The organism is Novosphingobium sp. NBM11 (genome assembly GCF_015390225.1).
Taxonomy (GTDB): Bacteria; Pseudomonadota; Alphaproteobacteria; order Sphingomonadales; family Sphingomonadaceae; genus Novosphingobium.
On the sequence record NZ_VUOG01000001.1, the window covers coordinates 2,403,359 to 2,426,500 of the forward strand.

Here is a 23,142-nt window from a genome sequence, read left to right on the forward strand (position 1 = left end):
CGGACGATGGCCGGCGAATCGCATGACAGTCAGCGCATTCTGACCGAAGCACGGGCTTCGCTAGTCCGCCAGCAGGCCGGCGGGCGGCGCGTGGGCGGGCGCTCGATCGGGCAGCGTTCGGCCGAGATGAAGCGCCAGCATGTCGCGCGCAAGGCGGCGCGCATGGCCATGGCGGTGGGCGTGATCCTGGTCGCGGCGATGGGCGTGGGCCTGGCCATCGACGGGATCGGCGTGACCGGCCTGATGCTGATGGTGCTGACGATCGCGGCGGCGCTGTTCTTCTTCGGCCGCTATCCGCGCCTGAAAGTGCCCGATCTCGCCGCGCTGAACACCGGCAACGTCCGATCCATGGTGGGGCGCACCGAATTGTGGCTGGAAGCGCAGCGCCCGGCCCTGCCCGCGCCGGCCGTGCTGCTTGTCGACCAGATCGGCGTGCAGCTGGACGGGCTGGGGGTGCAACTGGAAGGGATCGACCCGGCCGAACCCGCCGTCGCCGAAGTGCGCAAGCTGGTGGGCGAACACCTGCCGGGCATGGTCGAAAGCTATCGCCGCATTCCCGCGCACCTGAAGCGGGAGGAACGCGGCGGGCGCAACGCCGATCAGCAGCTGGCCGATGGTCTGGGCAAGATCAGCCGCGAGATCGACGAGATCACGCGCAAGCTGGCCGCCGGCGACATCGACGATCTGGCCGTGCGGGGGCGCTACCTTGACTACCGCTATGGCGAAGGGCTGGGAGAGGCCGATGCGTCGCCCCAATTGGCCGCGCCTGTTACCCCCGCCGCCCCGCCGGAGAACACCTGATGCGCGTCGCCATTCCCCATTCGCTCGGCAAGGACGAAGTGCGGCGCCGGATGCAGGAAAAGGCCGGCAAGGCTTCGGCCAAGGCCAGCGATCTGCTGGGCAGCCTGGCCTCGGTCGACATGGCCTGGCGCGACGAGGACCATCTGGCGATGGACGTCTCGGCCATGGGCTTCACCGTCCCCTGCGCGGTCACGCTGGAAGAGGCGGAACTGGTGATCGACGTGACCATGCCCGATGGCCTCGGCTTCGCGCGGCGGATGATCGAGGGCGTGATCCGCGAAAAGGGCGAGAAGCTGCTGGCGTAGAAAGACCGCGATCAGGCCGCGTCATGGCCGCTCACAGATCGCGGCGTTCCAGTTCCAGCAGTTCCTGCGGCAGCCGCAGCGTCTGCGCCACCAGCCGGGTTTCGAGCAGCAGGTAGATCAGCGCCACCATCAGCAGGGCGATGGCAAGGAAGAACGTGACGCTGGTAACGTGGCGCAGCTCGAACCCGTTGATATCGCCGATGAACAGCGTGCCGACCGTGACCCCGATGGCCAGCCCCGAGCAGACCAGCAGCAGCAGGGCGTGGCCGATCAGCTGGATGCGCCGGTCGACATAGCGCAGTTCCACCACGACGCGATCGTGCTCCGCCCCGTGCGTTTCGGCGTGCAGCTTCTGCAGCGCGCGCGAACGGTCGACGATCCGGCCCAGCCGCGTGGTCAGGATGTTCATGATGTTGCCGATCGCCACCAGCACGAAGACCGGGGCGAGCGCGAGCTGGATGGTCTGGGCGATCATGGACCCAGTTTCGCGGCAAGCGCGCCGCGCCGCAAGGGGTGGGGATACGAATTACCGGGCCCCCGCCCCGCCCGGCGCCGGGATAATCCGGGGATCAGGGCGCGAAGAAGCGCTGCTCCCAGCCGTAGACCGATTCCAGCGGATCGCCATTCTGGTCCAGCGCCGGGCGGAACCGGAAGCGGTCGATGGCAAGGCGGCAGGTGATGCCATCCGCCTCGGGATCGCCGCTGCGCTTGCGCACCGTGCAGCCTTTCACCCGGCCATCGGTTCCGACGACCAGCGCGACGATCACGCTGGTGCCCAGCCGGCTGGCGCGCGAGGCGGCGGGGTAATCGCGCGTGGAGGTGATGTCACCGGCGATCTTGACCGCCTTCTGCGCCACAAAGCGCCCGCCCGCGCCGTCGCCGTTGCCACCGCTGCCCGTGCCGCCGCCCGCCGTTCCCCCGCCGGTGCCAGCGCCCGCCGCGGTGGCGCCGGAGCGGGTATCGTTGCCCGTCGACGCGGCCGGCGCGGCCGGCGGCGCCGTGTTGGGGATTCTGGCGGGGGCGGCCACGATCTCGCGCGGTTTCGCCTTGCGGCCCGATGCCCCTTCCGCCCCTTCGGGCTCGGTGGTCGTGGCGGTCGCCGATGGTGGCGGGTTGTCGAGAGGAACGTCGTAAGCGGCCACGACAGATTCGAGCCCCGCCTCGCGCAGCACGGCGGGAAGGCCGCCGAACGCCCGCACCACCGCCCAGATCGCCACCGCGTGCAGCACGGCCACGCCCAGAGCCACGCCCAGCCGCGCCCGGCCATCCAGCCCCGGTGCCGTGTCGAAACGGGCCGGAGCGGAAGGGGCCGAGGCCGTCGGCGGGGTTGCGGGCGGACTCATGTTAATGCTGTGGACCCTCATATGTTAGTCACCCAATGGGATTGTATCCGTTTTCATCGCAATGCAGTATCCCTCCTGAACGGGGACGCGGCGACGACCGCCAGGGGAACAGACATGCGCGTGCTGGTGGTCGAAGATGAGCCGTTGCTCGCCATGATGCTGGAAGAAAGCCTGATCGATCTGGGGCATCAGGTGGTCGGGCCGGCCGCCAGCGCCGAACACGCGCTGAGGCTGCTGACGAACAACCCGGTGGAGGCGGCGCTGCTGGACTTCTCGCTGGGCAGCGACGGCAATTCGGTTCCCGTCGCGCTGCAGTTGCGCGACGCCGGCATTCCGTTCTGCTATCTCAGCGGCCATGCCACGCTGGATGCCGGCACGGGCGCGCCCGATGCGCCGCTGCTGTCCAAGCCGGTTTCGATGGCGGCTCTGGAAGACGCGCTGGCGCGCATGGCCTGAAGAGGCGGCCGGCCAGGATGTGGCCGGTCAGGATTCGAGCAGGCTGTCTCCGCGCGCAAGGCTGTACAGCCGCAGCCCGTGCGACGCGGCGCGCTCCGCCGCCATGGTCGATGCGGCCGAGACGGTGACCAGCAGCGGAACATTGGCGATCACCGCCTTCTGCACCAGTTCATAGCTGCACCGCGCGGTCAGCACGACGAAGCCCGTGGCGGGGGATAGCCCCTGGCGCGCCAGCGCGCCGATCAGCTTGTCGAAGGCGTTGTGGCGGCCGACATCCTCGCGTGCGGCCAGGATCGTGCCATCGGGCGCGCAGAACGCGGCGGCGTGGGCGGCGCGCGTCGCCTGGCCCAGCGGCTGATGGTCCGGCAGCGCGGCCAGCGCGGCGAACAGCGCCGTGTCCGCCACGTCGAGCCGGGCCGTAACCTGCGGCAGCGGGCGCAGCACCTGTTCCAGGCTTTCGATCCCGCACAGGCCGCAACTGCCCTCGGCCAGCCGCAGCCGTGCGCGATCGAGCAGAGGTGCGGCGCGGGTCGGCGCGATCTGCACGCGCAGCATCCAGCCGCCACCGTCGATGGCGTGCGCGTCCGCCGACTCGAACTCGTCCGGCGAAGCAATGAGCTGTTCGGACAGGCAGAAGCCCAGCGCATAGTCTTCCAGATCGGTGGGCGTGGCCATCATCACCGCATAGCCGATGCCGTTGATCTCGATCGCGACCGGCGCTTCCACCGCCAGCGCGCGCTCGATGGCGCGCGGCGGCCGACCATCGGCGAAATGTTCGCGAAACGGAAACGCGCGTGCGCCGTCCGGGCTGGACATCAGGACGCGGCGGCGGCGGCGTACTGCCCGGCCAGCCGGGCGAGCGCTTCGCGGGCGACCGGGTCCAGCTCCGCGCCATCAAGGGCGAAGGCCATGTGCTTCATGCGCGGCGTCCAGAAGTCCTGGATGTGCTGCGCCACCATGCCGACGGGATCGGGATCGAGCGCGAGGTTGCGGGCGATCTGGTTGACCATGTAGGCGAGCTTTTCCGGCGTGTGGCTGCTCATTCGGCAGCCTCCATCGCGCCGCCCTCGATCCGGCGCGAGCGGCGGGTCAGCTCCTCGTAGCCCTCCTGCCAGTCGGTGGGGCCGTTGCTGGGGGTGACCTGCACCGCGGTCACCTTGTATTCGGGGCAGTTGGTGGCCCAGTCGGAATAGTCGGTGGTGACGACGTTGGCCTGCGTCGCCGGGTGGTGGAACGTGGTATAGACAACGCCGGGCGCGACGCGGTCGGTCACCGTCACGCGCAGCGTAGTCTCGCCCGCGCGGCTGGCAAGGCGGACCCAGTCGCCCGACTTGACGCCCCGGTTCTCGGCGTCGGTCGGGTGCATTTCCAAGAGGTCCTCGGGATGCCAGGCGACGTTGGCGGTGCGCCGCGTCTGCGCGCCGACGTTGTAGTGCGAGAGGATGCGGCCGGTGGTCAGCAGCAGCGGAAAGCGCGGGCCGGTGCGCTCGTCGGTGGGCACGTAGTCGGTCACCACGAACTTGCCCTTGCCGCGCACGAAGCCATCGACGTGCATGATCGGCGATCCATCGGGCGCGGCGGCGTTGACCGGCCATTGCAGCGATCCCTCGGCATCGAGCCGGGCATAGTTCACGCCGGAGAACGTGGGAGTCAGCCGCGCGATCTCGTCCATGATCTCGGACGGGTGGGTGTAGTTCCAGTCCAGCCCGATCGCGCGCGCCAGTTCCTGCGTGACCTGCCAGTCCTCGTATCCGTTAAGGGGTTCCATCACCTTGCGCACCGGCTGGATGCGGCGTTCGGCGTTGGTGAAGGTGCCGTTCTTTTCGAGGAAGCTCGATCCCGGCAGGAACACGTGGGCGTAGTTGGCGGTCTCGTTGAGGAACAGGTCGTGGACGATCACGCATTCCATCGCGGCGAGGCCGGCGGACACGTGCTTCGTGTCCGGGTCCGACTGGAGGATGTCCTCGCCCTGGATATAGAGCGCCTTGAACACGCCGTCGGTGGCGGCATCGAGCATGTTGGGGATGCGCAGGCCCGGTTCGGGATCGATCTTCACGCCCCATTCGGCCTCGAACAGCGCGCGTGCGCCGGCATCGGAGACATGGCGATAGCCGGACAGTTCGTGCGGGAAGCTGCCCATGTCGCAGGCACCCTGCACGTTGTTCTGCCCGCGCAGTGGGTTCACGCCCACGCCGCGACGGCCGATGTTGCCCGTCGCCATGGCGAGGTTGGCGATGGCCATGACGGTGGACGAACCCTGCGAATGCTCGGTCACGCCCAGGCCGTAATAAATGGCCCCGTTGCCGCCCGTGGCGAAAAGCCGCGCCGCGCCGCGCAAGGCTTCGGCGGGAACGCCGGTGACGGGTTCGAGGAATTCGGGGCTGTGCCGCGCGTCGGACACGAAATCGGCCCAGTGGCGGTATTCGTCCCAATCGCAGCGTTCGCGCACGAAGGCTTCGTCAGCGAGGCCTTCGGTGACGATCACGTGAGCCAGCGCGGTCAGCACGGCCACGTTGGTGCCGGGGCGCAGCGGCAGGTGGTAGTCCGCCGCGACATGGGGGCTGCGCACCAGATCAGTGCGGCGCGGATCGATCACGATCAGCTTCGCGCCCTGGCGCAGCCGCTTTTTCATGCGGCTGCCGAACACGGGGTGCCCGTCGGTGGGGTTGGCGCCGATCACCAGGATCACGTCCGAATCCTCGACCGAATCGAAGTCCTGCGTGCCGGCCGAGGTGCCGAACGTGGTCTTCAGGCCGTAGCCGGTGGGCGAATGGCAGACGCGCGCGCAGGTATCGACGTTGTTGTTGCCGAAGCCGGCGCGGATCAGCTTCTGGACGAGGAACGTCTCCTCGTTGGTGCAGCGGCTGGAAGTGATGCCGCCCAGCGCCTGCCGGCCGTACTTTTCCGCAATCCGCTTCAGTTCGCGCGCGGTGTGGCACAGCGCCTCTTCCCAGCTCACTTCCCGCCAGGGTTCGTCGATGCTGGAGCGGATCATCGGCTTGAGAATGCGGTCCTGGTGCTGGGCATAGCCCCAGGCGAAGCGGCCTTTGACGCAGGAGTGGCCGCGGTTGGCCTTGCCGTCCTTCCACGGCACCATGCGCACGAGCTGTTCGCCGCGCATCTCGGCGCGGAAGGTGCAGCCCACCCCGCAATAGGCGCAGGTAGTGACGACGGCGCGTTCCGGCTTGCCGATCTCCTTCACCGCCTTTTCCTGCAGGGTGGCGGTGGGGCAGGCCTGGACGCAGGCCCCGCACGAGACGCATTCGGACGAGAGGAAGCTGTCCGAGGCGAGGCCGGCCGAGACTTTCGAGCCGAAGCCGCGCCCGTCGATGGTCAGCGCGAACGTGCCCTGCACTTCCTCGCACGCGCGCACGCAGCGTGAACAGACGATGCACTTCGACGGATCGAAATCGAAATAGGGGTTCGAGGTATCGGCCGGCTGGTCGAGGTGGTTCTCGCCCGCATAGCCATAGCGCACGTCGCGCAGGCCGACTTGCGCGGCGGTATCCTGCAACTCGCAATCGTTGTTGGCGCTGCAGGTCAGGCAATCGAGCGGGTGGTCGGAAATATAAAGTTCCATCACCCCCTTGCGCAGCTTCTGCAGGCGCGGCGTCTGGGTGTGGACGGCCATCCCCTCGGCCACGGGCGTGGTGCACGAGGCGGGCGTGCCGCGTATCCCGTCGATCTCCACCAGGCACATCCGGCACGAACCGAACTGCTTGACGTTGTCGGTGGCGCAGAGCTTGGGAATCGCGCCGCCGGTCAGCGCCGCCGCGCGCATCACGGTGGTGCCGGCGGGAACCGTGACCGCGCGCCCGTCTATGGTGCAGGTGACCTGCGTGTCGGAACGGACTTCCGGGGTGCCGAAATCGGCCTGACGCTCATAACTCATGGGATCGCCTCTCCGCGGACTCGAGGTCCGCCGGTGTATTGATATTAGCAGGAAGGACAGGGAGTTGCACGGCCCGCGCGCCGATCCGCCCGGCAAAGGCGCGCATCGAATGCGTGCCGGTGCCCGCCAGCATCGCATCGAGCGGCGCGCGGGCGCTGACCGGCCACAGTCCGATCACCGGCTGGTCCGCGCAATAGGCGGGCGAAGGAGCAAGATCGGCGGCCACGGTGCCGGCCAGCCCCACCGCATCGACCGGGCAGGTCAGCACGGCGTCGTAGCCCGCCTCCGCCGCGTGGTGCAGCGCCGCCGCGATCCCGCCGAGCGGCCCCATGCCGGGGCGCGGGCGGTCGGGCAGGGTCGGCACCGGGGCATCCTCGCGCCCCACCACCACCACCGCGTCGCACTGCGCCTGCAGCGCTTCCACCGCGCGGGCCAGCAGGGTGCGGCCATCGAGTTCGGCCAGCGCCTTGTCGCTGCCGAAGCGCGAGGACTGCCCGCCGGCCAGGACGGCGCCCAGGATCATGGCGTGCGAGACCGGGGTTGGCGCGCATGCTTCGACAAGCTCAGCATGAGTGGAGTTGGGAATGAAATTATACCCCAAACCCGTTCGCCCTGAGCCTGTCGAAGGGCGCGCGCGACGTCGCCGCTCATTCCGCAGCGTCCGCCGGAACCGCCGCCCCAAAATCCGCTCCAAAGTCTTCCGGCCAGTGCCGTAGCGCGGACAGCACGGGATAGGGCGTGAACCCGCCCAGCGCGCAGAGCGAGCCGAACTTCATCGTTTCGCACAGGTCTTCGAGCAGAGTGATCTCCTCGGCCAGCGTGCGGGTGCCCTTGCGCGCGTTGTGCGTCTGGGGCAGCCGTTCCACCGCGTCGGCGGTGCGCGGGGCGCGGGCGCGGATGCGGTCGATCAGTTCCACGCCGCGCGTGCTGCCGATGCGGCAGGGCGTGCACTTGCCGCAGCTTTCCGCCGCGCAGAACGCCATGGCGAAGCGGGCCTGCGCGCTCATGTCCGCCGTGTCGTCGAACACGGTCAGGCCGGCGTGGCCGATCAGCCCGTCGGCGGCGGCGAAGCTTTCGTAATCGAACGGCAGGTGGAAATCCGAAGGCGGGTGATAGGCGCCCAGCGGGCCACCCACCTGCACCGCGCGCACCGGCCGGCCGCTGGCGGTGCCGCCGCCGACAGCGTTGACCAGTTCGCCCAGGGTGATGCCGAAGCCCACTTCGAACAGGCCGCCGTGCTTCACATTGCCGGCCAGCTGGATCGGCATCGTGCCTTTCGACCGGCCGAAGCCGACCGCCGCATAGGCCGTGCCGCCGTGCGCCAGGATCCATGGCACCGCCGCCAGCGTCAGCACGTTGTTGACCACGGTCGGCTTGCCGAACAGCCCTTCCAGCGCGGGCAGCGGCGGCTTGGCGCGCACTTCGCCGCGCTTGCCTTCCAGGCTGTTGAGCAGCGAGGTCTCCTCGCCGCAGACATAGGCGCCGGCGCCCGTGCGCACTTCCAGCACGAAGGGCGCGATAATATGCGCGCAGGCGCGCACCGCCGCTTCCATCTTGGCGATGGCGTGCGGATATTCGCTGCGGATATAGACGTAGCCCTTCGTCGCGCCGACGGCATAGGCGGCGATCGCCATGCCCTCGATCAGCATGAAGGGATCGCCTTCCATCACCATGCGGTCGGCAAAGGTCGCGCTGTCGCCCTCGTCGGCGTTGCAGACCACGTACTTCTGCGCCGCCTTCGCCTTGGCCACGGTGGTCCACTTGATCCCCGCCGGAAAGCCCGCGCCGCCGCGCCCGCGCAGGCCCGATGCGGTGACTTCGGCGATGGTCGCCTCGGCGCCGATGTCGTGCGCCTTGCGCAGGCCCGCCCAGCCGCCGCTGGCGGCGTAGTCGCCCAGGTTCAGCGGCCGGGTCTTGCCGGCGCGCGCGAAGGTGAAGCGCTGCTGGCGGGCGATGAAGGGATGGTCGGCGATCGGTCCGATCCCCAGCGGGCTGGTGCCTGTGAGCACGGCCGGCACGTCGTCCACCGTCAACGGGCCGAAGCCTTCCCCGTCGATCTCGGCGAGCGGCTCCAGCCAGTGCATGCCCCAGCTCGACACCCGTTCGACGGTGCAGCCGGCCTTCGCGAACGCGGCGGCGACCTCGTCGGCCCCGCAGGCCAGCGCCAGCGCGTCATCGGAAATGCGGACCGTAACCGTCATGCCAGCGACTCCACCAGCGCGGCGAGCTTCGCGCCATCGAGCCGCGCGTGGACCTTGTCGCCCACCATCGCGTTCGGCCCCACGCTGCACAGGCCCAGGCAATAGACCGTTTCGACCTTCACGCGGTTCTGCTCGGGCAGCGCCGCCGCCAGCGCTTCCACACCGCGCGCCTGGCAGGCCTCGGCCCGGCACAGCTTCAGCACCGGCCGCGCATCCGCCTCGGCATGGAAATCATGATAGAAGCTCACCACCCCGTGCACCTCGGCGCGGCTCAGGTTCAGCGCCGCCGCAATCGCGCGCTCCGCTTCTTCCGGAACGTGCCCGAACGCCGCCTGCACATCGTGCAGTATCGGCAGCAACGCCCCCTCACGCCCCGCGTGCGCCGCGATGATCTCTGCGAACCTCTCCATACGTCCTACCCTAATGCGCGGCGTTATTGTATGCAACACATACAAATGGGGGCAAGCGTGTCGCTCGCTGGCGGTCGCCTTAGCGCGATTTTCGCCATTTTGCACAGCCGATCGGAACGATACGATCTTCGAGCCATTTCGAAATGGTAACCGGTCTGCGGCATTGCGATAGCCGGCAAGCCGGTCCATGCGGACCTGCCGCAAGTCCTTCTTTCCAGTATCAGGGCACGATGAACCAGCCAGCATCTCCTTCCGTCCAGGATCTCATGACGCAATCGGGCGTCGCCTTCGGCACCAGCGGCGCGCGCGGGCTGGTCTCCGCGATGACCGACCGGGTCTGCTACGGCTATACCCAGGGCTTCCTGCTCTATCTGGCCGGGCTGGGCGAATTCGCGCCCGGCACGCAAGTGGCGCTGGCGGGCGACCTGCGCCCCAGCACGCCGCGCATCCTGGCCGCCTGCGCCGAAGCGGTGCGCGATCTGGGGGCGGAGCCGGTGTTTTGCGGCTATGTGCCGACGCCCGCGCTGGCGCTCCACGCCTTTGCCGAGGGCATCCCCTCGCTGATGGTGACGGGCAGCCACATCCCGGCCGACCGCAACGGCATCAAGTTCTACCGCCCCGCCGGCGAAGTGCTGAAGGACGACGAGGCCGGGATGAAGGAGCAGGCGGTGACGCTGCCCGATGGCAAGTTCACCGACGAGGGGATGCTCGCCGTGCCCGCGCCGCTGCCGGAGCCGGTCGATGTCGAGACCGCCTATCTCGCGCGTTATCGCGATTTCTTCGGCGCCGACGCGCTCGCCGGCCTGCGCATCGGGGTCTATCAGCATTCCGCCGTGGGGCGCGATATCGTGACCCGGATCGTCGAGGCGCTGGGCGCGGAAGCCGTGCCGCTGGGCCGCGCCGACAGCTTCATCCCGGTCGATACCGAGGCCGTGCGCCCCGAGGATATCGCGCTGGCGAAGGCCTGGGCCGCCGAACAGCCGCTCGACGCGATCGTGTCCACCGACGGCGATTCGGACCGGCCGCTGCTGGCCGACCATACCGGCACCTGGCTGCGCGGCGACGTGCTGGGCGTGCTCTGCGCGCGGGCGCTGGGGGCGGACCGCGTGGTCACCCCCGTCAGCAGCAACACCGTGCTGGAACGGTCGGGCAGCTTCGCCCACACGCTGCGCACGCGCATCGGATCGCCCTATGTGATCGCGGCGATGAACCAGGCGCGCGCGGACGGCGGCACACGCGTCTGCGGGTACGAGGCGAACGGCGGATTCCTGCTGGGCGATGCCATCGCGAAAGACGGCGCAACGCTGACCGCGCTGCCCACGCGCGATGCGGTGCTGCCGATGCTGGCGGTGATCCACGCGGCGCGGCCGGGCACGCTGACCGACCTGCTTGCCACCCTGCCGCCGCGCGTGACTTATTCGGACCGGTTGCAGGACTTCCCGGTCGAACACAGTAAGGCGCTGATCGCCATGCTGACCGCGGGCGACGATGCCGCGCAGAAGGCGCGGGCCGAAGCCCTGTTCGGCCCCATTGCCGGACCGATCGCCACGATCGACCGGACCGACGGGTTCCGCATGACCTTTACCGGCGGCGCGGTGATCCACCTGCGCCCTTCGGGCAACGCGCCGGAACTGCGCTGCTATACCGAGGCCGACAGCGAGGCCGAGGCTACGGCGCTCAACCGCGCCGCGCTGGCGCTCCTGCTCGAACGGCGACCCTGGGAGACGACAGGAGCGCCGGCAGGCGCCTGAAAATCCGCGCGCTTTCCACGCTGGACAACGCCCCGCTTTTTTTGAGGGCACCCCGGCCGCTTTTGGGTTAAGGGCGCGGGAATCAATCGCGTAAGGGAACCGCAGTATGCAGGACACCGCCATTCGCCCCGCAACCCGGCCGGCACCGCGCACCGACTGGACGCGCGAGGAGATCGCGGCGCTGTTCGACCTGCCGTTCACCGAACTGCTGTTCCGCGCGGCGGAAGCGCACCGGGCGCACCACCGGGCGGACGAGGTGCAGCTCTGCACGCTGCTGTCGATCAAGACTGGCGGATGCCCCGAGGACTGCGGCTACTGCTCGCAATCGGCCTCCGCCGAAAGCGGCGTGAAGGCGACCAAGTTGATGGACGTGCAGGCCGTGCTGCAATCGGCGGCGCAGGCCAAGGATGCGGGATCGCAGCGCTTCTGCATGGGCGCGGCCTGGCGCAACCCCAAGGACCGCGACATGCCGGCGATCATCGAGATGATCAAGGGCGTGCGCCAGATGGGCATGGAAACCTGCATGACGCTGGGGATGCTCACCCCGGCGCAGACCGCGCAGCTGGCGGACGCCGGCCTCGATTACTACAACCACAACATCGATACCTCGCCCGAACGGTACGAGGAGATCACCACCACCCGCACTTTCGCCGACCGTATCGATACGCTGGCGAACGTGCGCAACGCCGGGATCAACGTCTGTTCGGGCGGTATCGTGGGCATGGGCGAGACCCGCGCCGACCGCGTGGGCTTCATCCACGCGCTGGCCACGCTGCCCGCGCATCCGGAAAGCGTGCCGGTGAACGCGCTGGTGCCGATCAAGGGCACCGTGCTGGGCGACATGCTGGCCGATACGCCGCTGGCCAAGATCGACGACATCGAGTTCGTGCGCACCGTGGCGGTGGCGCGGATCACCATGCCGCTGAGCATGGTGCGCCTGTCCGCCGGGCGCGAAAGCATGTCCGACGCGACGCAGGCGCTGTGCTTCCTGGCCGGGGCCAATTCTATCTTCACCGGCGATCGCCTGCTGACCGCCGCCAACGCCGGCGACGATGCCGACGCGGCGCTGTTCGCGCGGCTGGGCCTGAAGCCGATGGAAGGTGAGGAACCGGCCCGCGCCGCCAAAGCCGAGCGCTCCTGCGCCGGAGCCTGCGCCGCCTGAACCGGAGCGCGGGATGGAGAGGGAAGCCAGGATCGATGCGGAGGGCGGCGGCACGTTGAGCGCGGCGTCGCTGTGGCGCGTGCATTCGGCGGACCTTGCCGCGCTGGGCGAACGCGCCCGGCTGCGCGCGCTGGCGCCGCGCCGGGGCGTGGACTTCGCCTCGAACGATTACCTCGGCATGGCGCGCGCGCCACGCCTGGCGCAGGCGGTGGAACGCGCCGTCGCGCGCGGGGTGCCGCTGGGATCGGGCGGATCGCGCCTGCTGCGCGGCAACGATCCCGAGCACGAGGCGCTGGAGGCCGAAGCCGCCGCCTTCTTCGGCAGCGAAGCCGCGCTGTTCTTCTCCGCCGGCTATGCCGCCAACGCCGCGCTGCTGTCCACGCTGCCCCAGCGCGGCGATCTGATCGTCCATGACGAACTGGTCCACGCCTCGATGCACGAAGGCCTGCGGCTGACGCGCGCGACGGCCGTGGCGGCGGCGCACAACGATCCGCAGGCGTTCGACGACGCGGCGCGCGAATGGCGCGCGCGGGGCCACACCGGGCGCATCTGGCTCGCCTTCGAAACGCTCTATTCGATGGACGGCGATATCGCCCCGGTCGATGCCTTCGCCGCGGTGGCGCGGCGGCACGAGGCGATCATGTTCATTGACGAGGCCCACGCCACCGGCGTGTTCGGCCCCGACGGGCGCGGCCTGGCCGCCCATCTCGAAGGCCGGCCCGATACGATCGTGCTGCGCACTTGCGGCAAGGCCATGGGCTGCGAGGGCGCGCTGGTGCTGGGACCGCGGATCGTGCGCGAATTCCTGGTCAACCGGGGCCGCGCCTTCATCTTCTCCACCGCGCCATCGCCGCTGGTCTGCGCCGCCGTGCGCGAGGCGATCCGGATGCTGGCGGACGAACCGCGCCGGCGCGACGACCTGACCGCGCTGGTCCGCCATGCCGAGCGCGCGCTGGCGCCGTTCGGCGTGGAACCCACCGGATCGCAGATCCTGCCGCTGATCCTGCACGAGGATGCGCGGACCATGCGCGTGGCGGAAGCCTTGCAGCAGGCCGGCTTCGACGTGCGCGGCATCCGCCCGCCCACCGTGCCGCAGGGCACCAGCCGCCTGCGCATCTCGCTGACGCTCAACGTCACCTGCGCGGACATCGACGCGCTCGCGCAGACACTAGGACGCGTGCTGGCATGACCCGCATCGTCGTCACCGGCACCGATACCGGCATCGGCAAGACGGTGTTTTCCGCCGCGCTCGCCGGGGCGCTGGGCGCGCATTACTGGAAGCCGGTGCAGTCCGGCCTGGAGGATGGCGCCGACCGCGATCACGTGGCCCGGCTGGGGGGGCTGCCCGCCGACCGGGTGCTGCCCGAAGCCTATCGCCTGACCACGCCCTGTTCCCCCCACCGCGCGGCCGAGATCGACGGGGTGGTGATCGATCCCGCGCGGCTGGCGGTGCCCGCCGTGGACCCGCTGGTGATCGAGGGCGCGGGCGGCGCGCTGGTGCCAGTCACGCGCGGCACGACTTATGCCGATGTGTTCGCGTGGTGGAACCTGCCGACGGTGATCGTCGCGCGGACGGAGCTGGGCACGATCAACCACAGCCTGATGACGATCGAGGTGCTGCGCGGGCGGGGCGTGCCGGTGCTGGGCGTGGCCTTCGTGGGCGATGGCAACGAGGACAGCGAGGCGACGATCGCGGCGATGGGGCAAGTGCGGCGGCTGGGGCGGCTGCCGCGCCTGGCCGAACTGACGGCGCAGACGGTGGGCGCGGCCTTCGCCACGCATTTCCGCATCGAGGACTTCCGGTGAGCGAATCGCCCGTCTGGCATCCGTTCTGGCAACACGGGCTGGGCCAACCGGTCACCCGCGTCACCCGCGCGGAAGGCGCGGCGCTTTATACCGCCGAGGGCCGCCGCGTGATCGACGCGGTATCGAGCTGGTGGGTGACCACGCACGGCCACTGCCACCCGCGCATCGTCGAGGCGATCCGCGATCAGGCGGGGCAGATCGACCAGCTGATCTTCGCCGGCTGGACGCACGATCCGGCCGAAGACGTGGCGCGGGGCCTCACCGAAATCCTGCCGCCCGAACTGACCCGCGTGTTCTTTTCCGACAGCGGCTCCACCTCGGTCGAAGTCGCGCTGAAGATGGCGCTGGGCTTCTGGGCGCACAGTGGCGAACCGCGCCACCGCATCCTGGTAATGGAGCACAGCTACCACGGCGACACCATCGGCGCGATGTCGGTGGGGGAGCGCGGGGTCTATAACGCGCCTTACGATCCGCTGCTGTTCGACGTGGGCCGCATTCCGTTCCCGGTGGGCGACGGGGCGAACACGGTCGAAGCGCTGGAAGCCGCCTGCCGCGAAAGGCCGGCCGCCTTCATCGTCGAACCGCTGGTGCTCGGCGCCGGGGGCATGATGATGTACGGCGCGGGCGTGCTGACGGCGATGGCCGATGTCTGCCGCCGCCAAGGCGTGCTGTTCATCGCCGACGAGGTGATGACCGGCTGGGGCCGCACCGGCACGCTGCTGGCCTGCGAACAGGCGGGCGTGGTGCCCGACATCCTGTGCCTCGCCAAGGGCCTGACCGGCGGATCGATGCCGCTGGCGGTGACGCTGGCGCGCGAGCCGATCTTCCAGGCGCACTGGTCCACCGACCGTGCGAAGACGTTCTACCATTCGTCGAGCTATACCGCCAACCCGATCGCCTGCGCCGCCGCGCGCGCCAATCTGGCGATCTGGCGCGAGGAGCCGGTGCTGGAGCGCATCGCCACGCTGGGCGCGCGCCAGCAGGCGGGGCTGGACCGGCTGGCCGTGCTGTCCGGCATTCGCAACCCGCGCCGCTGCGGCACGATCATCGCGCTGGACGTGGAAGACCCCGCCGGCGGCTATCTCTCCGCACTGGCGCCGCGCCTGATGGCGCTGTTCCGCGAAGCCGGCGTGCTGCTGCGCCCGCTGGGCAACACGATCTACGTGATGCCGCCCTACTGCATCTCCGCCGAAGACCTGACGCGGGTCCACAATGCGATCGCCGACGCGGTGGCGGTGGTGCTGCGGGCTGAACGGTTCGGCGCCGCCGAGCGAGGCAGGCCCACCCCGCTGCGGCTAAGCCGGCCTGTGGGCCGGCAAGTCTCGCTCCCCTCCCGCTCGCGGGAGGGGTCGGAGGTGGGCAATCCGTGCGCCGCGCGTGCCGCCGCCAAGAAGGCCATTGCATTGTGCGCCGCACACGGCACTCTGGCGGCTCGAGCCACGGGGGCACAGGGGAAAGCCATGACCGACGATCTTGCAGGCACCGTTTCGCGCCGGATGCTGATGCGCGGCGCGCTGGGCGCGGCGGCCGCGCTGCCGCTTTCGGCGCACCTTGCCCCCGCGCGGGCGCAACCGGCGATGCCGCTGCCGCCGCAGGACCCGGCGGGGATGATCGCCTCGCTGACCGACGGCGTGTTCATCAACGCCAACGAGAACCCGCTCGGCCCCGGCGAAAGCGCGTTGCGGGCGCTGGCCGGGCTGGAAAAGCTGGGCGGGCGCTATGGCTTTCCGCTGTCCGCGCGGCTGGCCACGCTGTTCGCCGCGCAGAACGGGCTCAAGGCTGAGAATATTGCCATCCACCCCGGATCGTTCGCGCCGCTGCGCAACGCGATGCTGGCGTTTTCCAGCAAAGACCGGCCGATCGCCTATGCCGAGCCGACCTTTTCGGACGGGTTCTACGGCGCCAATGGCCAGCCGGTGACGCGCGCCGTCACCGTGCCGCTGGCCGGCGATTTCGCGCTCGATGTGCGCGCGCTGCTGGCCGCCGCCCCCGATGCCGGGCTGTTCTACATCTGCAATCCCAACAACCCCACCGGCCTCGTCACTCCGCGCGCGGATATCGAATGGCTGCTGGCCCACAAGCCCGCCGGATCGCTGCTGCTGATCGACGAGGCCTATATCCATTACAGCGATAGCGCCCAGTCGTGCCTCGATCTGGTGGCCAAGGGCGCGGACGTGCTGGTGCTGCGCACGTTCTCGAAGATCTACGGCCTCGCCGGTCTGCGCCTGGGCCTCGTCGCCGCGCGGCGCGATCTGCTCGACCGGCTGATGGACTATGGCGTGAACATCCCGCCGATGCCTGCCGTGGTCGCGGCGGAAGCGAGCCTGCTCGATCCCGCGCTGGTCCCCGCGCGCAAGGCCTATACCGCCGCCGTGCGCAACGACGTGTTCGCCTGGCTGAAGGAACGCGGCATCCGCACCCTGCCGTCGGAAACCAGCTTCGCCATGCTCCACGTCGGCCGGCCGGGCGAGGAAGTGCAGGCGGCACTGGCGCGCGAGCGCGTGTTCACCTCGGGATCGCGCAAGCACATGCCCGACTGGATGCGGATCAGCTTCGGCACGCCGGCGGAAATGGCCGCGTTCAAGACGGCCTTTGCGAAGGTTATGGGGCTGAAGGCGTAGGGTGGGTGGATAGGTTTGGCGGTTGCGGAGGTGTCCGCTGCGGGCCGTGAGCACGCAAAACCCCGCTCGTCCTGAGCTTGTCGAAGGACTCGCGCGGCGCTGGCCCTCGCGCTGTAAGCCACCTATATCCAACCGTATCGCGCGTCCTTCGACAGGCTCAGGACGAGCGGGTGTGGGGATTGGGGGTAGCCTACTGCGCCGGGATCGCCGGCGCCGGCAGGGGCACGCGCCGCACGGTGAGGATCTTCACCGGCTTTTCCAGCATCTGCCCGCGCATCGCGCCTTCGCCCAGCGTTTGCGAGAGCGGCGCATCCCAGATCTTGCGCACCACGTCCATGCCCGAAACGACGTTGCCGAACGCGGCATAGCCCGCCTGCGCTTCGGGGTTGGCGGAGGCGGGATCGGCGTCCAGCCCGGCGATGTCGGAAAGCATGATCGAGAAATCGCCCGTCGCCGTGCCCGGCGCGCCGCGCGCCATGGAGATCGCGCCGGCCTTGTGCAGGATGCCGGTAACGTTCGTCGGCTCGTGCGCGATCGGCTTCAGCACGCGCTTGGGATCGCCGCGCACGCCGGCCTGGATCAGCCCGTTGGGCTGTTCACCCCAGGCAAGGTGCATCGCGCGGTAGAACACCACGCCATCGAACCGCTTCTGATCGACATAGCGCAGGAAATTGGCGGTGGTGACGGGCGCGTGCTTGCCATCCAGATCGAGCACGATCGCGCCGAGTTCGGTGTTGATCGCCACGCGCACCGTATCGGCCAGCGGGATTTCCGCCGGCGGGCGGGCCGGGCGCGCGGGCGCCCTGGCGCGGTGCGGCGCGGCGGCGGTAAGCGCGAGGAACACGGGCAGGGCGGCAAGCACGAATCGGCGGTTCATGAACCGAACCTAACGCCATGGCGGGCAGCGACGCCAGTCTCCCCGTTGCCTGCACCGCCCGTCTGGCGCTAGGGTGGACGCATGGTGCCAGACGCGATGATAGAAAACAGTGCGACCGCCGCGGTGCTGACCGATCCACGCCAGCCGGACAACCCGATCGTTTCCTGCAACGCGGCGTTCATCCGCCTGACGGGCTATGCGCGCGAGGAGATCATCGGCCGCAATTGCCGGTTCCTGCGCGGCGCGGGAACGGAAGTGGAGCTGACCGACACGCTGCGCGCGGCGGTCGTCGCCCGTCAGCCCGCGCTCGTGGAAATCCGCAACTACCGCAAGGACGGCACGCCGTTCCGCAACGCCGTGATGATCGCGCCGATCTTCAACGCGGATGGCGAGGTCGAATACTTCCTCGGCTCGCAGATGGAAGTGCCGGACGATGGCGCGAAAGCCGCTCCGCGCGAGGTTGCCCTCACCGCCGCGCGCCAGCGGATCGACGCGCTGACCGATCGCCAGCGCGAAATCCTGCTGGAAATGGCGCGGGGCAAGCTCAACAAGCAGATCGCGTGGGACCTTGGCCTGTCGGAACGCACGATCAAGATGCACCGCGCCGCCATGTTCCGCGCGCTGGGCGTGAAGACCAGCGCCGACGCCATCCGCGTGGCGGTGGAGGCGGGGTACTAGGCGGCGCCCGCGTCGCCTGGAGCGGGAGCACATCGCCCTCCCTCGTCATTGCGAGGGGCACCGCCCCGAAGCAATCCAGAGCGGCTAGCGGGGCACTGGATTGCTTCGCTGCGCTCGCAATGACGAAAGCGGGCTAAACGGAAGTCCGGCTGCCCGCTTGGCCCGCGTCCTTCTCCGCCGCGGCGGCGAGGCGCGGGGCGATCATGGCGCAGGCGATCAGCTGGAACTGGTGGAACAGCATCACCGGCAGCAGCACGATGCCGACTTGCGCCGGCGCGAACAGCACGCCAGCCATCGGCACGCCGCTGGCGAGGCTCTTCTTGGAGCCGCAGAACAGCAGCACCGCCGCATCCGCGCGTGAGAGCTTCATCGCGCGGCCGAGCAGCGTGGTGAGCAGCAGCGCGATCCCCAGCAGCACGACGCACAGTATCGACAGCACCACGAGGCTTTCCGGCGAGACGCGCTGCCACAGCCCTTCGACCACCGCCGCGCCGAACGCCGAATAGACCACCAGCAGGATGGAGCCGCGATCGACCCGGCCCACCAGCGCCTTGTGCCGGGCAACGAAGGCGCCGACCCACGGGCGCAGCAGATGCCCGACCACGAAGGGCAGCAGCAGTTGCAACAGGATCGTTTCGACCGACTGCCACGAAATGCCACCGGTGGTTCCCCCCATCAGCAGCGCGACCAGCGCCGGGGTGGCGAAGATGCCCACGAAGTTCGAGAACGAGGCGGCGCAGACCGCCGCCGCCACGTTGCCGCGCGCGATCGCGGTGAAGGCGATCGAGGACTGCACCGTGGAGGGCAGCAGCGTCAGGAACAGCAGGCCCGTGGCAAAGGCGGGCGGCACGAAGGGCAGCTTGCCGAAGGCCAGCCCCAGCGCGGGAAACAGCGCGAACGTTACCCCCAGCGTGGCGAGGTGCAGCTTCCAGTTGCGCATCCCGTCCCAGATCGCCTCGCGCGAGAGCTTGGCCCCGTGGAGGAAGAACAGCAGCACGATGCCGGCATCGGCCGCCTTTTCCGCGACCGTGGCCCACTGCCCCCGCGCCGGCAGCACGCTGGCGAGAAGCACGGTGCCAAGAAGCGCGAGGATGAACGGTTCGACAAGGGCGGCGAGCTTGCGGATCATGGCGGTCAGATGCGCGCGGGCGCGGTCCCTGTCCAGTCCCAACCGGCGGCCAGTCCGTGCCTGCTTGCTGTCACGCCCGTTTCAAACTTCGCGCCTAGCGCGGCATTCCGGCGTAGCATGCGAATCGGGACTGGAGACAAGGCATGAAAATCAACCGTCGTTCCGCGCTGGGCATGTTTGGGTCCGGCGCGATTCTGCCCGCGTTCGCCGCCGAAGCCGCCGCGCCGAAAGCGGCGTTCCTGCACGGTGTGGCCAGCGGCGATCCCACGACCTCAGGCGCGATCCTGTGGACGCGCGTCACCCCGGACGATGCCGGCACCGGAGCGTCCATCCCGGTGCGCTGGCACGTGGCGGCGAGCGAGGGCGGCACGCCGGTGGAAAGCGGCGCGGCCGACGCGCGAGGGGCGCGCGATTTCACGGTCAAGGTGGAGCCGGCCACGCTGCAGGCGGGCACCGATTACTGGTACTGGTTCGAACTGGCCGATGGCACCCGCTCGCCCACCGGTCGCTTCCGCACACTGCCCCGCGGCGCGACGGCGGACGTGGTCTTCGCGGTGGTGACTTGCCAACTCTATCCCGGCGGGTTCTTCAACGCCTATGACGCGCTGGCCCGGCGCGACCGGCTCGACGCGGTGATCCACCTGGGCGATTACATCTACGAATACGGCGCGGACGGCTATGGCGCGGCGATCGGGCGGAAAATCGGCCGGATCGTGGAGCCGGCGCACGAAGTGGTGACGCTGGCCGACTACCGCGCGCGCCACGCCTTCTACAAGCGCGATCCGATGCTGCAGGCCGCCCACGCCCGCGCCGCGTTCATCTGCGTGTGGGACGATCACGAAACCGCGAACGACAGCTGGATCGGCGGCGCGGAAAACCACCAGCCGGCCACCGAGGGCGACTGGGGCAAGCGCAAGGCGGCGGCGATGCAGGCCTATTTCGAATGGCTGCCGATCCGCGATCCCCGGCCGGGCCAGCCGTGGGAAGCGATCAACCGCAGCTTCGCCTTCGGCGATCTGGCTACGCTGCTGATGGTGGAAACGCGGCTGCTGGCGCGCAGCCATCAGGCGGAACATAAGGACGGGGTGCCGGCCGCCGAGGACATCGCCGCCGTGCTGGCCGAGCGCAACCGCCCGGACCGCGAGATGCTGGGCGAACCGCAGCGCGCCTGGGTGGAGCGCGAGCTGGCCGGGTCGGTCAAGGCGGGCACGCCGTGGCAGGTGATCGGCAACCAGGTGAACATGGGCCGGATCAACGGCCCCGATCTGAACAAGCAGTTCGGGCCGGAGAAGGCGGCGGCGATGCTGGCGGCGATGTCGCCCCGCGCGCGGCGGCGGGCGGAAGCCGCGCAGGCCGGCTACCGCGCCGGGGTGCCGTTCAACCTCGATGCGTGGGACGGCTATCCGGCGGCGCGCGAGCGGCTCTATGCCAGCTTCCGCCGCGCCGGCAGCGAACCGCTGGTGCTGGCGGGCGACAGCCACGCCTTCTGGGCCACCAATCTGGCGGACGACGCCGGCAACGCGGTGGCCGTGGAATTCGGCACCTCGTCGATCACCAGCCCCTCGATCGGCGACGAGATGCCGGCGGTGCCGCTGGCCGAGATGCTGCGCGAAGCCAGCCCCGAAGTGGTGTTCTGCGACCAGCGCGCCAAGGGCTATGTCCTGCTGACGCTGACGCCCGCGCAGGCCGTGGCCGATTACCTGGCCGTCTCCACCGTGCTGGAGCCGCGCTATACCGAAAGCCGGCTGGCGCGCTTCACCGTGGCGGCCGGGGCGAAAGGGCGCAAGCTGGCGGCAGGGTAGGCGGCGGACGGCATCCGCATCGTCATTGCGAGCGTAAGCGAAGCAATCCAGTGCCCCGCGTGCCGCTTTGGCCCGCATACCGCTCTGGATTGCCGCGGGGCTTCGCCCCTCGCAATGACGAAAGGCGGGAGAGCTAAAGCCGGGCCGGGCCGCTCACGCCAGCCGCGTGTCGATCCCGATGCCGCCCTTCAGCGTGAGCGTGACGGGGGTGCGTTCGGCCACGTCGGCCAGGCGCGCCTGCTGGTCCGCGTCCAGCCCGGCGATGGTCAGGACGCGTTCGATCCGGCGGTCGTCCTTGCCGCCGGTGAGGCGCAGCGCCACGTCGAGCGATTCGAGTGGCCACTGTTTGCGATCGGCATACATGCGCAGCGTGATCGCGGTGCAGGCGCCCAGCCCCGCCAGGATCAGGTCATAGGGTGCGGGGCCGGCGTTGGCGCCGCCGAGCGCGGGCGGTTCGTCGGCCACGATGCGGTGGCCGTCGACCTCGATCTCGGTGCGGTAGCGGTCCTTGCCGATATGGGCGGTGCCGTGAACCATCGGGATTCTCCTGAAAACGGGCGGGCGGTCAGGCCGGCAGGGGGATGAATTCGCTTTCGCCGGGAACGCGGGCGAAGCGGCCGGCCTTCCAGTCTTCCTTGGCCTGCTCGATCCGTTCGGCCGAGGACGAGACGAAGTTCCAGAAGATGTTGCGCTTTTCGGGCAGCGGTTCGCCGCCCAGCAGCATGATGCGGGTCTGCCCCCGGGCGCGCAGGATCACTTCGGCACCGGGCTTGAACACCACCAGTTCGTCCTTGGCGAAAGTGCCGGTCTGGCCGATCACTTCCACTTCGCCGCCGACCACGTAGATCGCGCGCTCGATGTGTTCGGCCTTCACCTGATAGCGGGCGCCATCGGTCAGGGCGATATCGGCATAGACCATGTCGGAGAAGGTCTTCACCGGCGAAACCAGCCCGTCCGACGTGCCGGCGATCAGCGTCAGGCGCGTGCCGGCGTCCTCGATCACCGGAATCTCCGTGGCCTTGTGGTGGACGAAGGCGGGATCGACTTCCTCGGCCTGGGTGGGCAGCGCCACCCAGGTCTGCAGGCCGAACAGCGCGTTGGCGTGGCTGCGCTGCTCCTGAGCGGTGCGTTCGGAATGGACGATGCCGCTGCCGGCGGTCATCCAGTTGACCTCGCCGGGGCGGATCGGCTGGACCGAGCCCAGCGAATCCCGGTGCAGGATCTCGCCTTCGAGCAGGTAGGTGATCGTGGCGAGGCCGATGTGCGGGTGCGGGCGCACGTCCAGCCCTTCGCCGGCGCCGAACGTGGCCGGCCCCATCTCGTCGAAGAAGATGAACGGCCCGACCATGCGGCGGTGCGCCGAAGGCAGCGCGCGGCGAACCTGGAAGCCGTCTCCCAGATCGCGGACGGGCGGAAGGATGACGAGATCGACGCCGTCGACGGTGGAAGTGCGGGTGGTCATGGCGGGATTCCTTGGTGTGGGGAGGGAGCGGTGTGCGGGGAAATCAGGCGCCGAGCAGCGCCATGGCTTCGATCTGGGCTGGCGAATAGCCTTGCGCGGCGAGCGCCGGGATATGCTGGCGGGCCAGGGCGCGGGTGCGGTGGCTTTCGCACAGGAAATCGCGCACCGGGCGCAGGTGGGCGGGAATGGTGTCGGCCGCGGCGCGCGGACGCGGCTTGACGACGTGACCGGTGATCGCGCCAACTGCACGGCCCACGCGGTCGCGCAGCGATCCGGCGAGCGGGGGCTGGCCGCAGGGGCAATCGGCCACGGCGTTGAGCGCGGCCTTCACATCCTGCCATTCGGCCGGGCTGAGGCGCGGGGTGGCGGTGTCGAGCAGGGCTTTGAGCATGGCGTCGTCTCCATCGTGCGATGTGGTCACTATGCCGCAAAGCCCGAGTCGGAAT

The 23,142-nt window shown here is 69.6% G+C and carries 23 protein-coding genes and 1 pseudogene; 11 read left to right on the top strand and 13 right to left on the bottom strand.

Annotated elements, in window-relative coordinates; genetic code table 11:
• Positions 1 to 6: 6 nt before the first annotated feature.
• On the top strand, positions 7 to 801 hold the full coding sequence (locus tag F1640_RS11530; protein ID WP_194919282.1) for a hypothetical protein: 795 nt from the start codon (positions 7 to 9) through the stop codon (positions 799 to 801).
• Positions 801 to 1,106, top strand: coding sequence for a polyhydroxyalkanoic acid system family protein (locus F1640_RS11535; RefSeq protein ID WP_124809677.1), 306 nt, complete (start codon positions 801 to 803; stop codon positions 1,104 to 1,106). The genes F1640_RS11530 and F1640_RS11535 overlap by 1 nt, the downstream gene beginning before the upstream one ends.
• 31 nt (positions 1,107 to 1,137) lie before the next feature.
• Here the strand turns inward: F1640_RS11535 and F1640_RS11540 are convergent, their stop codons facing one another.
• Together F1640_RS11540 and F1640_RS11545 are read right to left on the bottom strand one after the other, a co-directional pair.
• Positions 1,138 to 1,581, bottom strand: coding sequence for a DUF2721 domain-containing protein (locus F1640_RS11540; RefSeq protein WP_124809678.1), 444 nt, complete (start codon positions 1,579 to 1,581; stop codon positions 1,138 to 1,140).
• Between the two features lie 94 nt (positions 1,582 to 1,675).
• The gene (locus F1640_RS11545; RefSeq protein ID WP_223806648.1) at positions 1,676 to 2,449 is read right to left on the bottom strand and encodes a TonB family protein; all 774 of its coding nucleotides are present in this window, start codon (positions 2,447 to 2,449) and stop codon (positions 1,676 to 1,678) included.
• Between the two features lie 114 nt (positions 2,450 to 2,563).
• Here F1640_RS11545 and F1640_RS11550 point away from each other — a divergent pair, with 114 nt between their 5' ends.
• Positions 2,564 to 2,905: a response regulator gene (locus tag F1640_RS11550; protein ID WP_158453931.1), complete on the top strand. Its 342-nt coding sequence runs from the start codon at positions 2,564 to 2,566 to the stop codon at positions 2,903 to 2,905.
• A 27-nt stretch (positions 2,906 to 2,932) separates the two neighbouring features.
• On the opposite strand, the gene fdhD is transcribed toward F1640_RS11550, so the two are convergent.
• The 6 genes from fdhD to F1640_RS11580 all read right to left on the bottom strand — a co-directional run bounded on the left by fdhD (position 2,933) and on the right by F1640_RS11580 (position 9,408).
• A complete protein-coding gene (fdhD, locus tag F1640_RS11555) occupies positions 2,933 to 3,721 on the bottom strand; it encodes a formate dehydrogenase accessory sulfurtransferase FdhD (protein ID WP_194919284.1) in 789 nt (262 codons plus the stop codon).
• Positions 3,721 to 3,948, bottom strand: coding sequence for a formate dehydrogenase subunit delta (locus tag F1640_RS11560; RefSeq protein ID WP_255530352.1), 228 nt, complete (start codon positions 3,946 to 3,948; stop codon positions 3,721 to 3,723). Before F1640_RS11560 ends, fdhD begins: the two co-directional genes overlap by 1 nt.
• Positions 3,945 to 6,797, bottom strand: coding sequence for a formate dehydrogenase subunit alpha (fdhF, locus tag F1640_RS11565; RefSeq protein WP_194919286.1), 2,853 nt, complete (start codon positions 6,795 to 6,797; stop codon positions 3,945 to 3,947). The genes F1640_RS11560 and fdhF overlap by 4 nt, the downstream gene beginning before the upstream one ends.
• Positions 6,787 to 7,320, bottom strand: coding sequence for a molybdenum cofactor guanylyltransferase (locus tag F1640_RS11570; RefSeq protein WP_194919288.1), 534 nt, complete (start codon positions 7,318 to 7,320; stop codon positions 6,787 to 6,789). Before F1640_RS11570 ends, fdhF begins: the two co-directional genes overlap by 11 nt.
• A gap of 124 nt (positions 7,321 to 7,444) precedes the next feature.
• The gene (locus tag F1640_RS11575; RefSeq protein ID WP_194919291.1) at positions 7,445 to 8,998 is read right to left on the bottom strand and encodes an NADH-ubiquinone oxidoreductase-F iron-sulfur binding region domain-containing protein; all 1,554 of its coding nucleotides are present in this window, start codon (positions 8,996 to 8,998) and stop codon (positions 7,445 to 7,447) included.
• On the bottom strand, positions 8,995 to 9,408 hold the full coding sequence (locus tag F1640_RS11580; protein WP_124809684.1) for an NAD(P)H-dependent oxidoreductase subunit E: 414 nt from the start codon (positions 9,406 to 9,408) through the stop codon (positions 8,995 to 8,997). The genes F1640_RS11575 and F1640_RS11580 overlap by 4 nt, the downstream gene beginning before the upstream one ends.
• Positions 9,409 to 9,674: 266 nt before the next feature.
• Here F1640_RS11580 and F1640_RS11585 point away from each other — a divergent pair, with 266 nt between their 5' ends.
• The 6 genes and pseudogenes from F1640_RS11585 (at position 9,675) to F1640_RS11610 (ending at position 16,748) form a co-directional block, all read left to right on the top strand.
• Positions 9,675 to 11,159 carry a phosphomannomutase gene (locus F1640_RS11585; RefSeq protein ID WP_194919293.1) on the top strand — a complete coding sequence of 495 codons (1,485 nt, stop codon included), beginning with the start codon at positions 9,675 to 9,677 and terminating at the stop codon, positions 11,157 to 11,159.
• Positions 11,160 to 11,265: 106 nt separating this feature from the next.
• Positions 11,266 to 12,321 carry a biotin synthase BioB gene (gene bioB, locus F1640_RS11590; protein ID WP_194919295.1) on the top strand — a complete coding sequence of 352 codons (1,056 nt, stop codon included), beginning with the start codon at positions 11,266 to 11,268 and terminating at the stop codon, positions 12,319 to 12,321.
• A gap of 13 nt (positions 12,322 to 12,334) precedes the next feature.
• On the top strand, positions 12,335 to 13,510 hold the full coding sequence (locus F1640_RS11595; protein ID WP_124809687.1) for an 8-amino-7-oxononanoate synthase: 1,176 nt from the start codon (positions 12,335 to 12,337) through the stop codon (positions 13,508 to 13,510).
• Entirely contained in the window at positions 13,507 to 14,127 is a 621-nt protein-coding gene (bioD, locus tag F1640_RS25275; RefSeq protein ID WP_194919298.1) for a dethiobiotin synthase, read from the top strand. Before F1640_RS11595 ends, bioD begins: the two co-directional genes overlap by 4 nt.
• Positions 14,124 to 15,362: pseudogene (locus F1640_RS11605) on the top strand (adenosylmethionine--8-amino-7-oxononanoate transaminase); the annotation flags it as partial. The gene bioD and the pseudogene F1640_RS11605, both read left to right, overlap by 4 nt.
• Before the next feature lie 372 nt (positions 15,363 to 15,734).
• Positions 15,735 to 16,748: an aminotransferase class I/II-fold pyridoxal phosphate-dependent enzyme gene (locus tag F1640_RS11610; RefSeq protein WP_255530522.1), complete on the top strand. Its 1,014-nt coding sequence runs from the start codon at positions 15,735 to 15,737 to the stop codon at positions 16,746 to 16,748.
• Positions 16,749 to 16,938: 190 nt separating this feature from the next.
• Here the strand turns inward: F1640_RS11610 and F1640_RS11615 are convergent, their stop codons facing one another.
• Complete coding sequence (locus F1640_RS11615; RefSeq protein WP_194919300.1) at positions 16,939 to 17,625, bottom strand: peptidylprolyl isomerase; 687 nt, start codon at positions 17,623 to 17,625, stop codon at positions 16,939 to 16,941.
• 81 nt (positions 17,626 to 17,706) lie between these two features.
• Here F1640_RS11615 and F1640_RS11620 point away from each other — a divergent pair, with 81 nt between their 5' ends.
• Complete coding sequence (locus F1640_RS11620; protein WP_124809693.1) at positions 17,707 to 18,303, top strand: LuxR C-terminal-related transcriptional regulator; 597 nt, start codon at positions 17,707 to 17,709, stop codon at positions 18,301 to 18,303.
• Positions 18,304 to 18,436: 133 nt separating this feature from the next.
• On the opposite strand, the gene F1640_RS11625 is transcribed toward F1640_RS11620, so the two are convergent.
• On the bottom strand, positions 18,437 to 19,432 hold the full coding sequence (locus F1640_RS11625; RefSeq protein WP_194921399.1) for a bile acid:sodium symporter family protein: 996 nt from the start codon (positions 19,430 to 19,432) through the stop codon (positions 18,437 to 18,439).
• A gap of 143 nt (positions 19,433 to 19,575) precedes the next feature.
• On the opposite strand from F1640_RS11625, the gene F1640_RS11630 reads away from it, so the two are divergent.
• Entirely contained in the window at positions 19,576 to 21,234 is a 1,659-nt protein-coding gene (locus F1640_RS11630; protein WP_194919302.1) for an alkaline phosphatase, read from the top strand.
• A 153-nt stretch (positions 21,235 to 21,387) separates the two neighbouring features.
• Here the strand turns inward: F1640_RS11630 and F1640_RS11635 are convergent, their stop codons facing one another.
• From F1640_RS11635 to F1640_RS11645, 3 genes are read right to left on the bottom strand one after another with little or no spacing between them, the layout of a single operon-like run.
• Entirely contained in the window at positions 21,388 to 21,771 is a 384-nt protein-coding gene (locus F1640_RS11635; RefSeq protein ID WP_194919304.1) for an OsmC family protein, read from the bottom strand.
• 28 nt (positions 21,772 to 21,799) lie between these two features.
• A complete protein-coding gene (locus F1640_RS11640) occupies positions 21,800 to 22,696 on the bottom strand; it encodes a pirin family protein (protein WP_194919306.1) in 897 nt (298 codons plus the stop codon).
• A gap of 43 nt (positions 22,697 to 22,739) precedes the next feature.
• Positions 22,740 to 23,087, bottom strand: a complete 348-nt coding sequence (locus F1640_RS11645) for a hypothetical protein (RefSeq protein ID WP_233497457.1) — start codon at positions 23,085 to 23,087, stop codon at positions 22,740 to 22,742.
• Positions 23,088 to 23,142: the final 55 nt, after the last annotated feature.

Coding starts and splice junctions, on each gene's coding strand:
- F1640_RS11530 (WP_194919282.1), top strand. CDS start 7: ATGGCCGGCGAATCGCATGACAGTCAGCGCATTCTGACCGAAGCACGG.
- F1640_RS11535 (WP_124809677.1), top strand. CDS start 801: ATGCGCGTCGCCATTCCCCATTCGCTCGGCAAGGACGAAGTGCGGCGC.
- F1640_RS11540 (WP_124809678.1), bottom strand. CDS start 1,581: ATGATCGCCCAGACCATCCAGCTCGCGCTCGCCCCGGTCTTCGTGCTG.
- F1640_RS11545 (WP_223806648.1), bottom strand. CDS start 2,449: ATGAGTCCGCCCGCAACCCCGCCGACGGCCTCGGCCCCTTCCGCTCCG.
- F1640_RS11550 (WP_158453931.1), top strand. CDS start 2,564: ATGCGCGTGCTGGTGGTCGAAGATGAGCCGTTGCTCGCCATGATGCTG.
- fdhD (WP_194919284.1), bottom strand. CDS start 3,721: ATGTCCAGCCCGGACGGCGCACGCGCGTTTCCGTTTCGCGAACATTTC.
- F1640_RS11560 (WP_255530352.1), bottom strand. CDS start 3,948: ATGAGCAGCCACACGCCGGAAAAGCTCGCCTACATGGTCAACCAGATC.
- fdhF (WP_194919286.1), bottom strand. CDS start 6,797: ATGAGTTATGAGCGTCAGGCCGATTTCGGCACCCCGGAAGTCCGTTCC.
- F1640_RS11570 (WP_194919288.1), bottom strand. CDS start 7,320: ATGATCCTGGGCGCCGTCCTGGCCGGCGGGCAGTCCTCGCGCTTCGGC.
- F1640_RS11575 (WP_194919291.1), bottom strand. CDS start 8,998: ATGACGGTTACGGTCCGCATTTCCGATGACGCGCTGGCGCTGGCCTGC.
- F1640_RS11580 (WP_124809684.1), bottom strand. CDS start 9,408: ATGGAGAGGTTCGCAGAGATCATCGCGGCGCACGCGGGGCGTGAGGGG.
- F1640_RS11585 (WP_194919293.1), top strand. CDS start 9,675: ATGACGCAATCGGGCGTCGCCTTCGGCACCAGCGGCGCGCGCGGGCTG.
- bioB (WP_194919295.1), top strand. CDS start 11,266: ATGCAGGACACCGCCATTCGCCCCGCAACCCGGCCGGCACCGCGCACC.
- F1640_RS11595 (WP_124809687.1), top strand. CDS start 12,335: ATGGAGAGGGAAGCCAGGATCGATGCGGAGGGCGGCGGCACGTTGAGC.
- bioD (WP_194919298.1), top strand. CDS start 13,507: ATGACCCGCATCGTCGTCACCGGCACCGATACCGGCATCGGCAAGACG.
- F1640_RS11610 (WP_255530522.1), top strand. CDS start 15,735: ATGATCGCCTCGCTGACCGACGGCGTGTTCATCAACGCCAACGAGAAC.
- F1640_RS11615 (WP_194919300.1), bottom strand. CDS start 17,625: ATGAACCGCCGATTCGTGCTTGCCGCCCTGCCCGTGTTCCTCGCGCTT.
- F1640_RS11620 (WP_124809693.1), top strand. CDS start 17,707: ATGGTGCCAGACGCGATGATAGAAAACAGTGCGACCGCCGCGGTGCTG.
- F1640_RS11625 (WP_194921399.1), bottom strand. CDS start 19,432: ATGATCCGCAAGCTCGCCGCCCTTGTCGAACCGTTCATCCTCGCGCTT.
- F1640_RS11630 (WP_194919302.1), top strand. CDS start 19,576: ATGAAAATCAACCGTCGTTCCGCGCTGGGCATGTTTGGGTCCGGCGCG.
- F1640_RS11635 (WP_194919304.1), bottom strand. CDS start 21,771: ATGGTTCACGGCACCGCCCATATCGGCAAGGACCGCTACCGCACCGAG.
- F1640_RS11640 (WP_194919306.1), bottom strand. CDS start 22,696: ATGACCACCCGCACTTCCACCGTCGACGGCGTCGATCTCGTCATCCTT.
- F1640_RS11645 (WP_233497457.1), bottom strand. CDS start 23,087: ATGCTCAAAGCCCTGCTCGACACCGCCACCCCGCGCCTCAGCCCGGCC.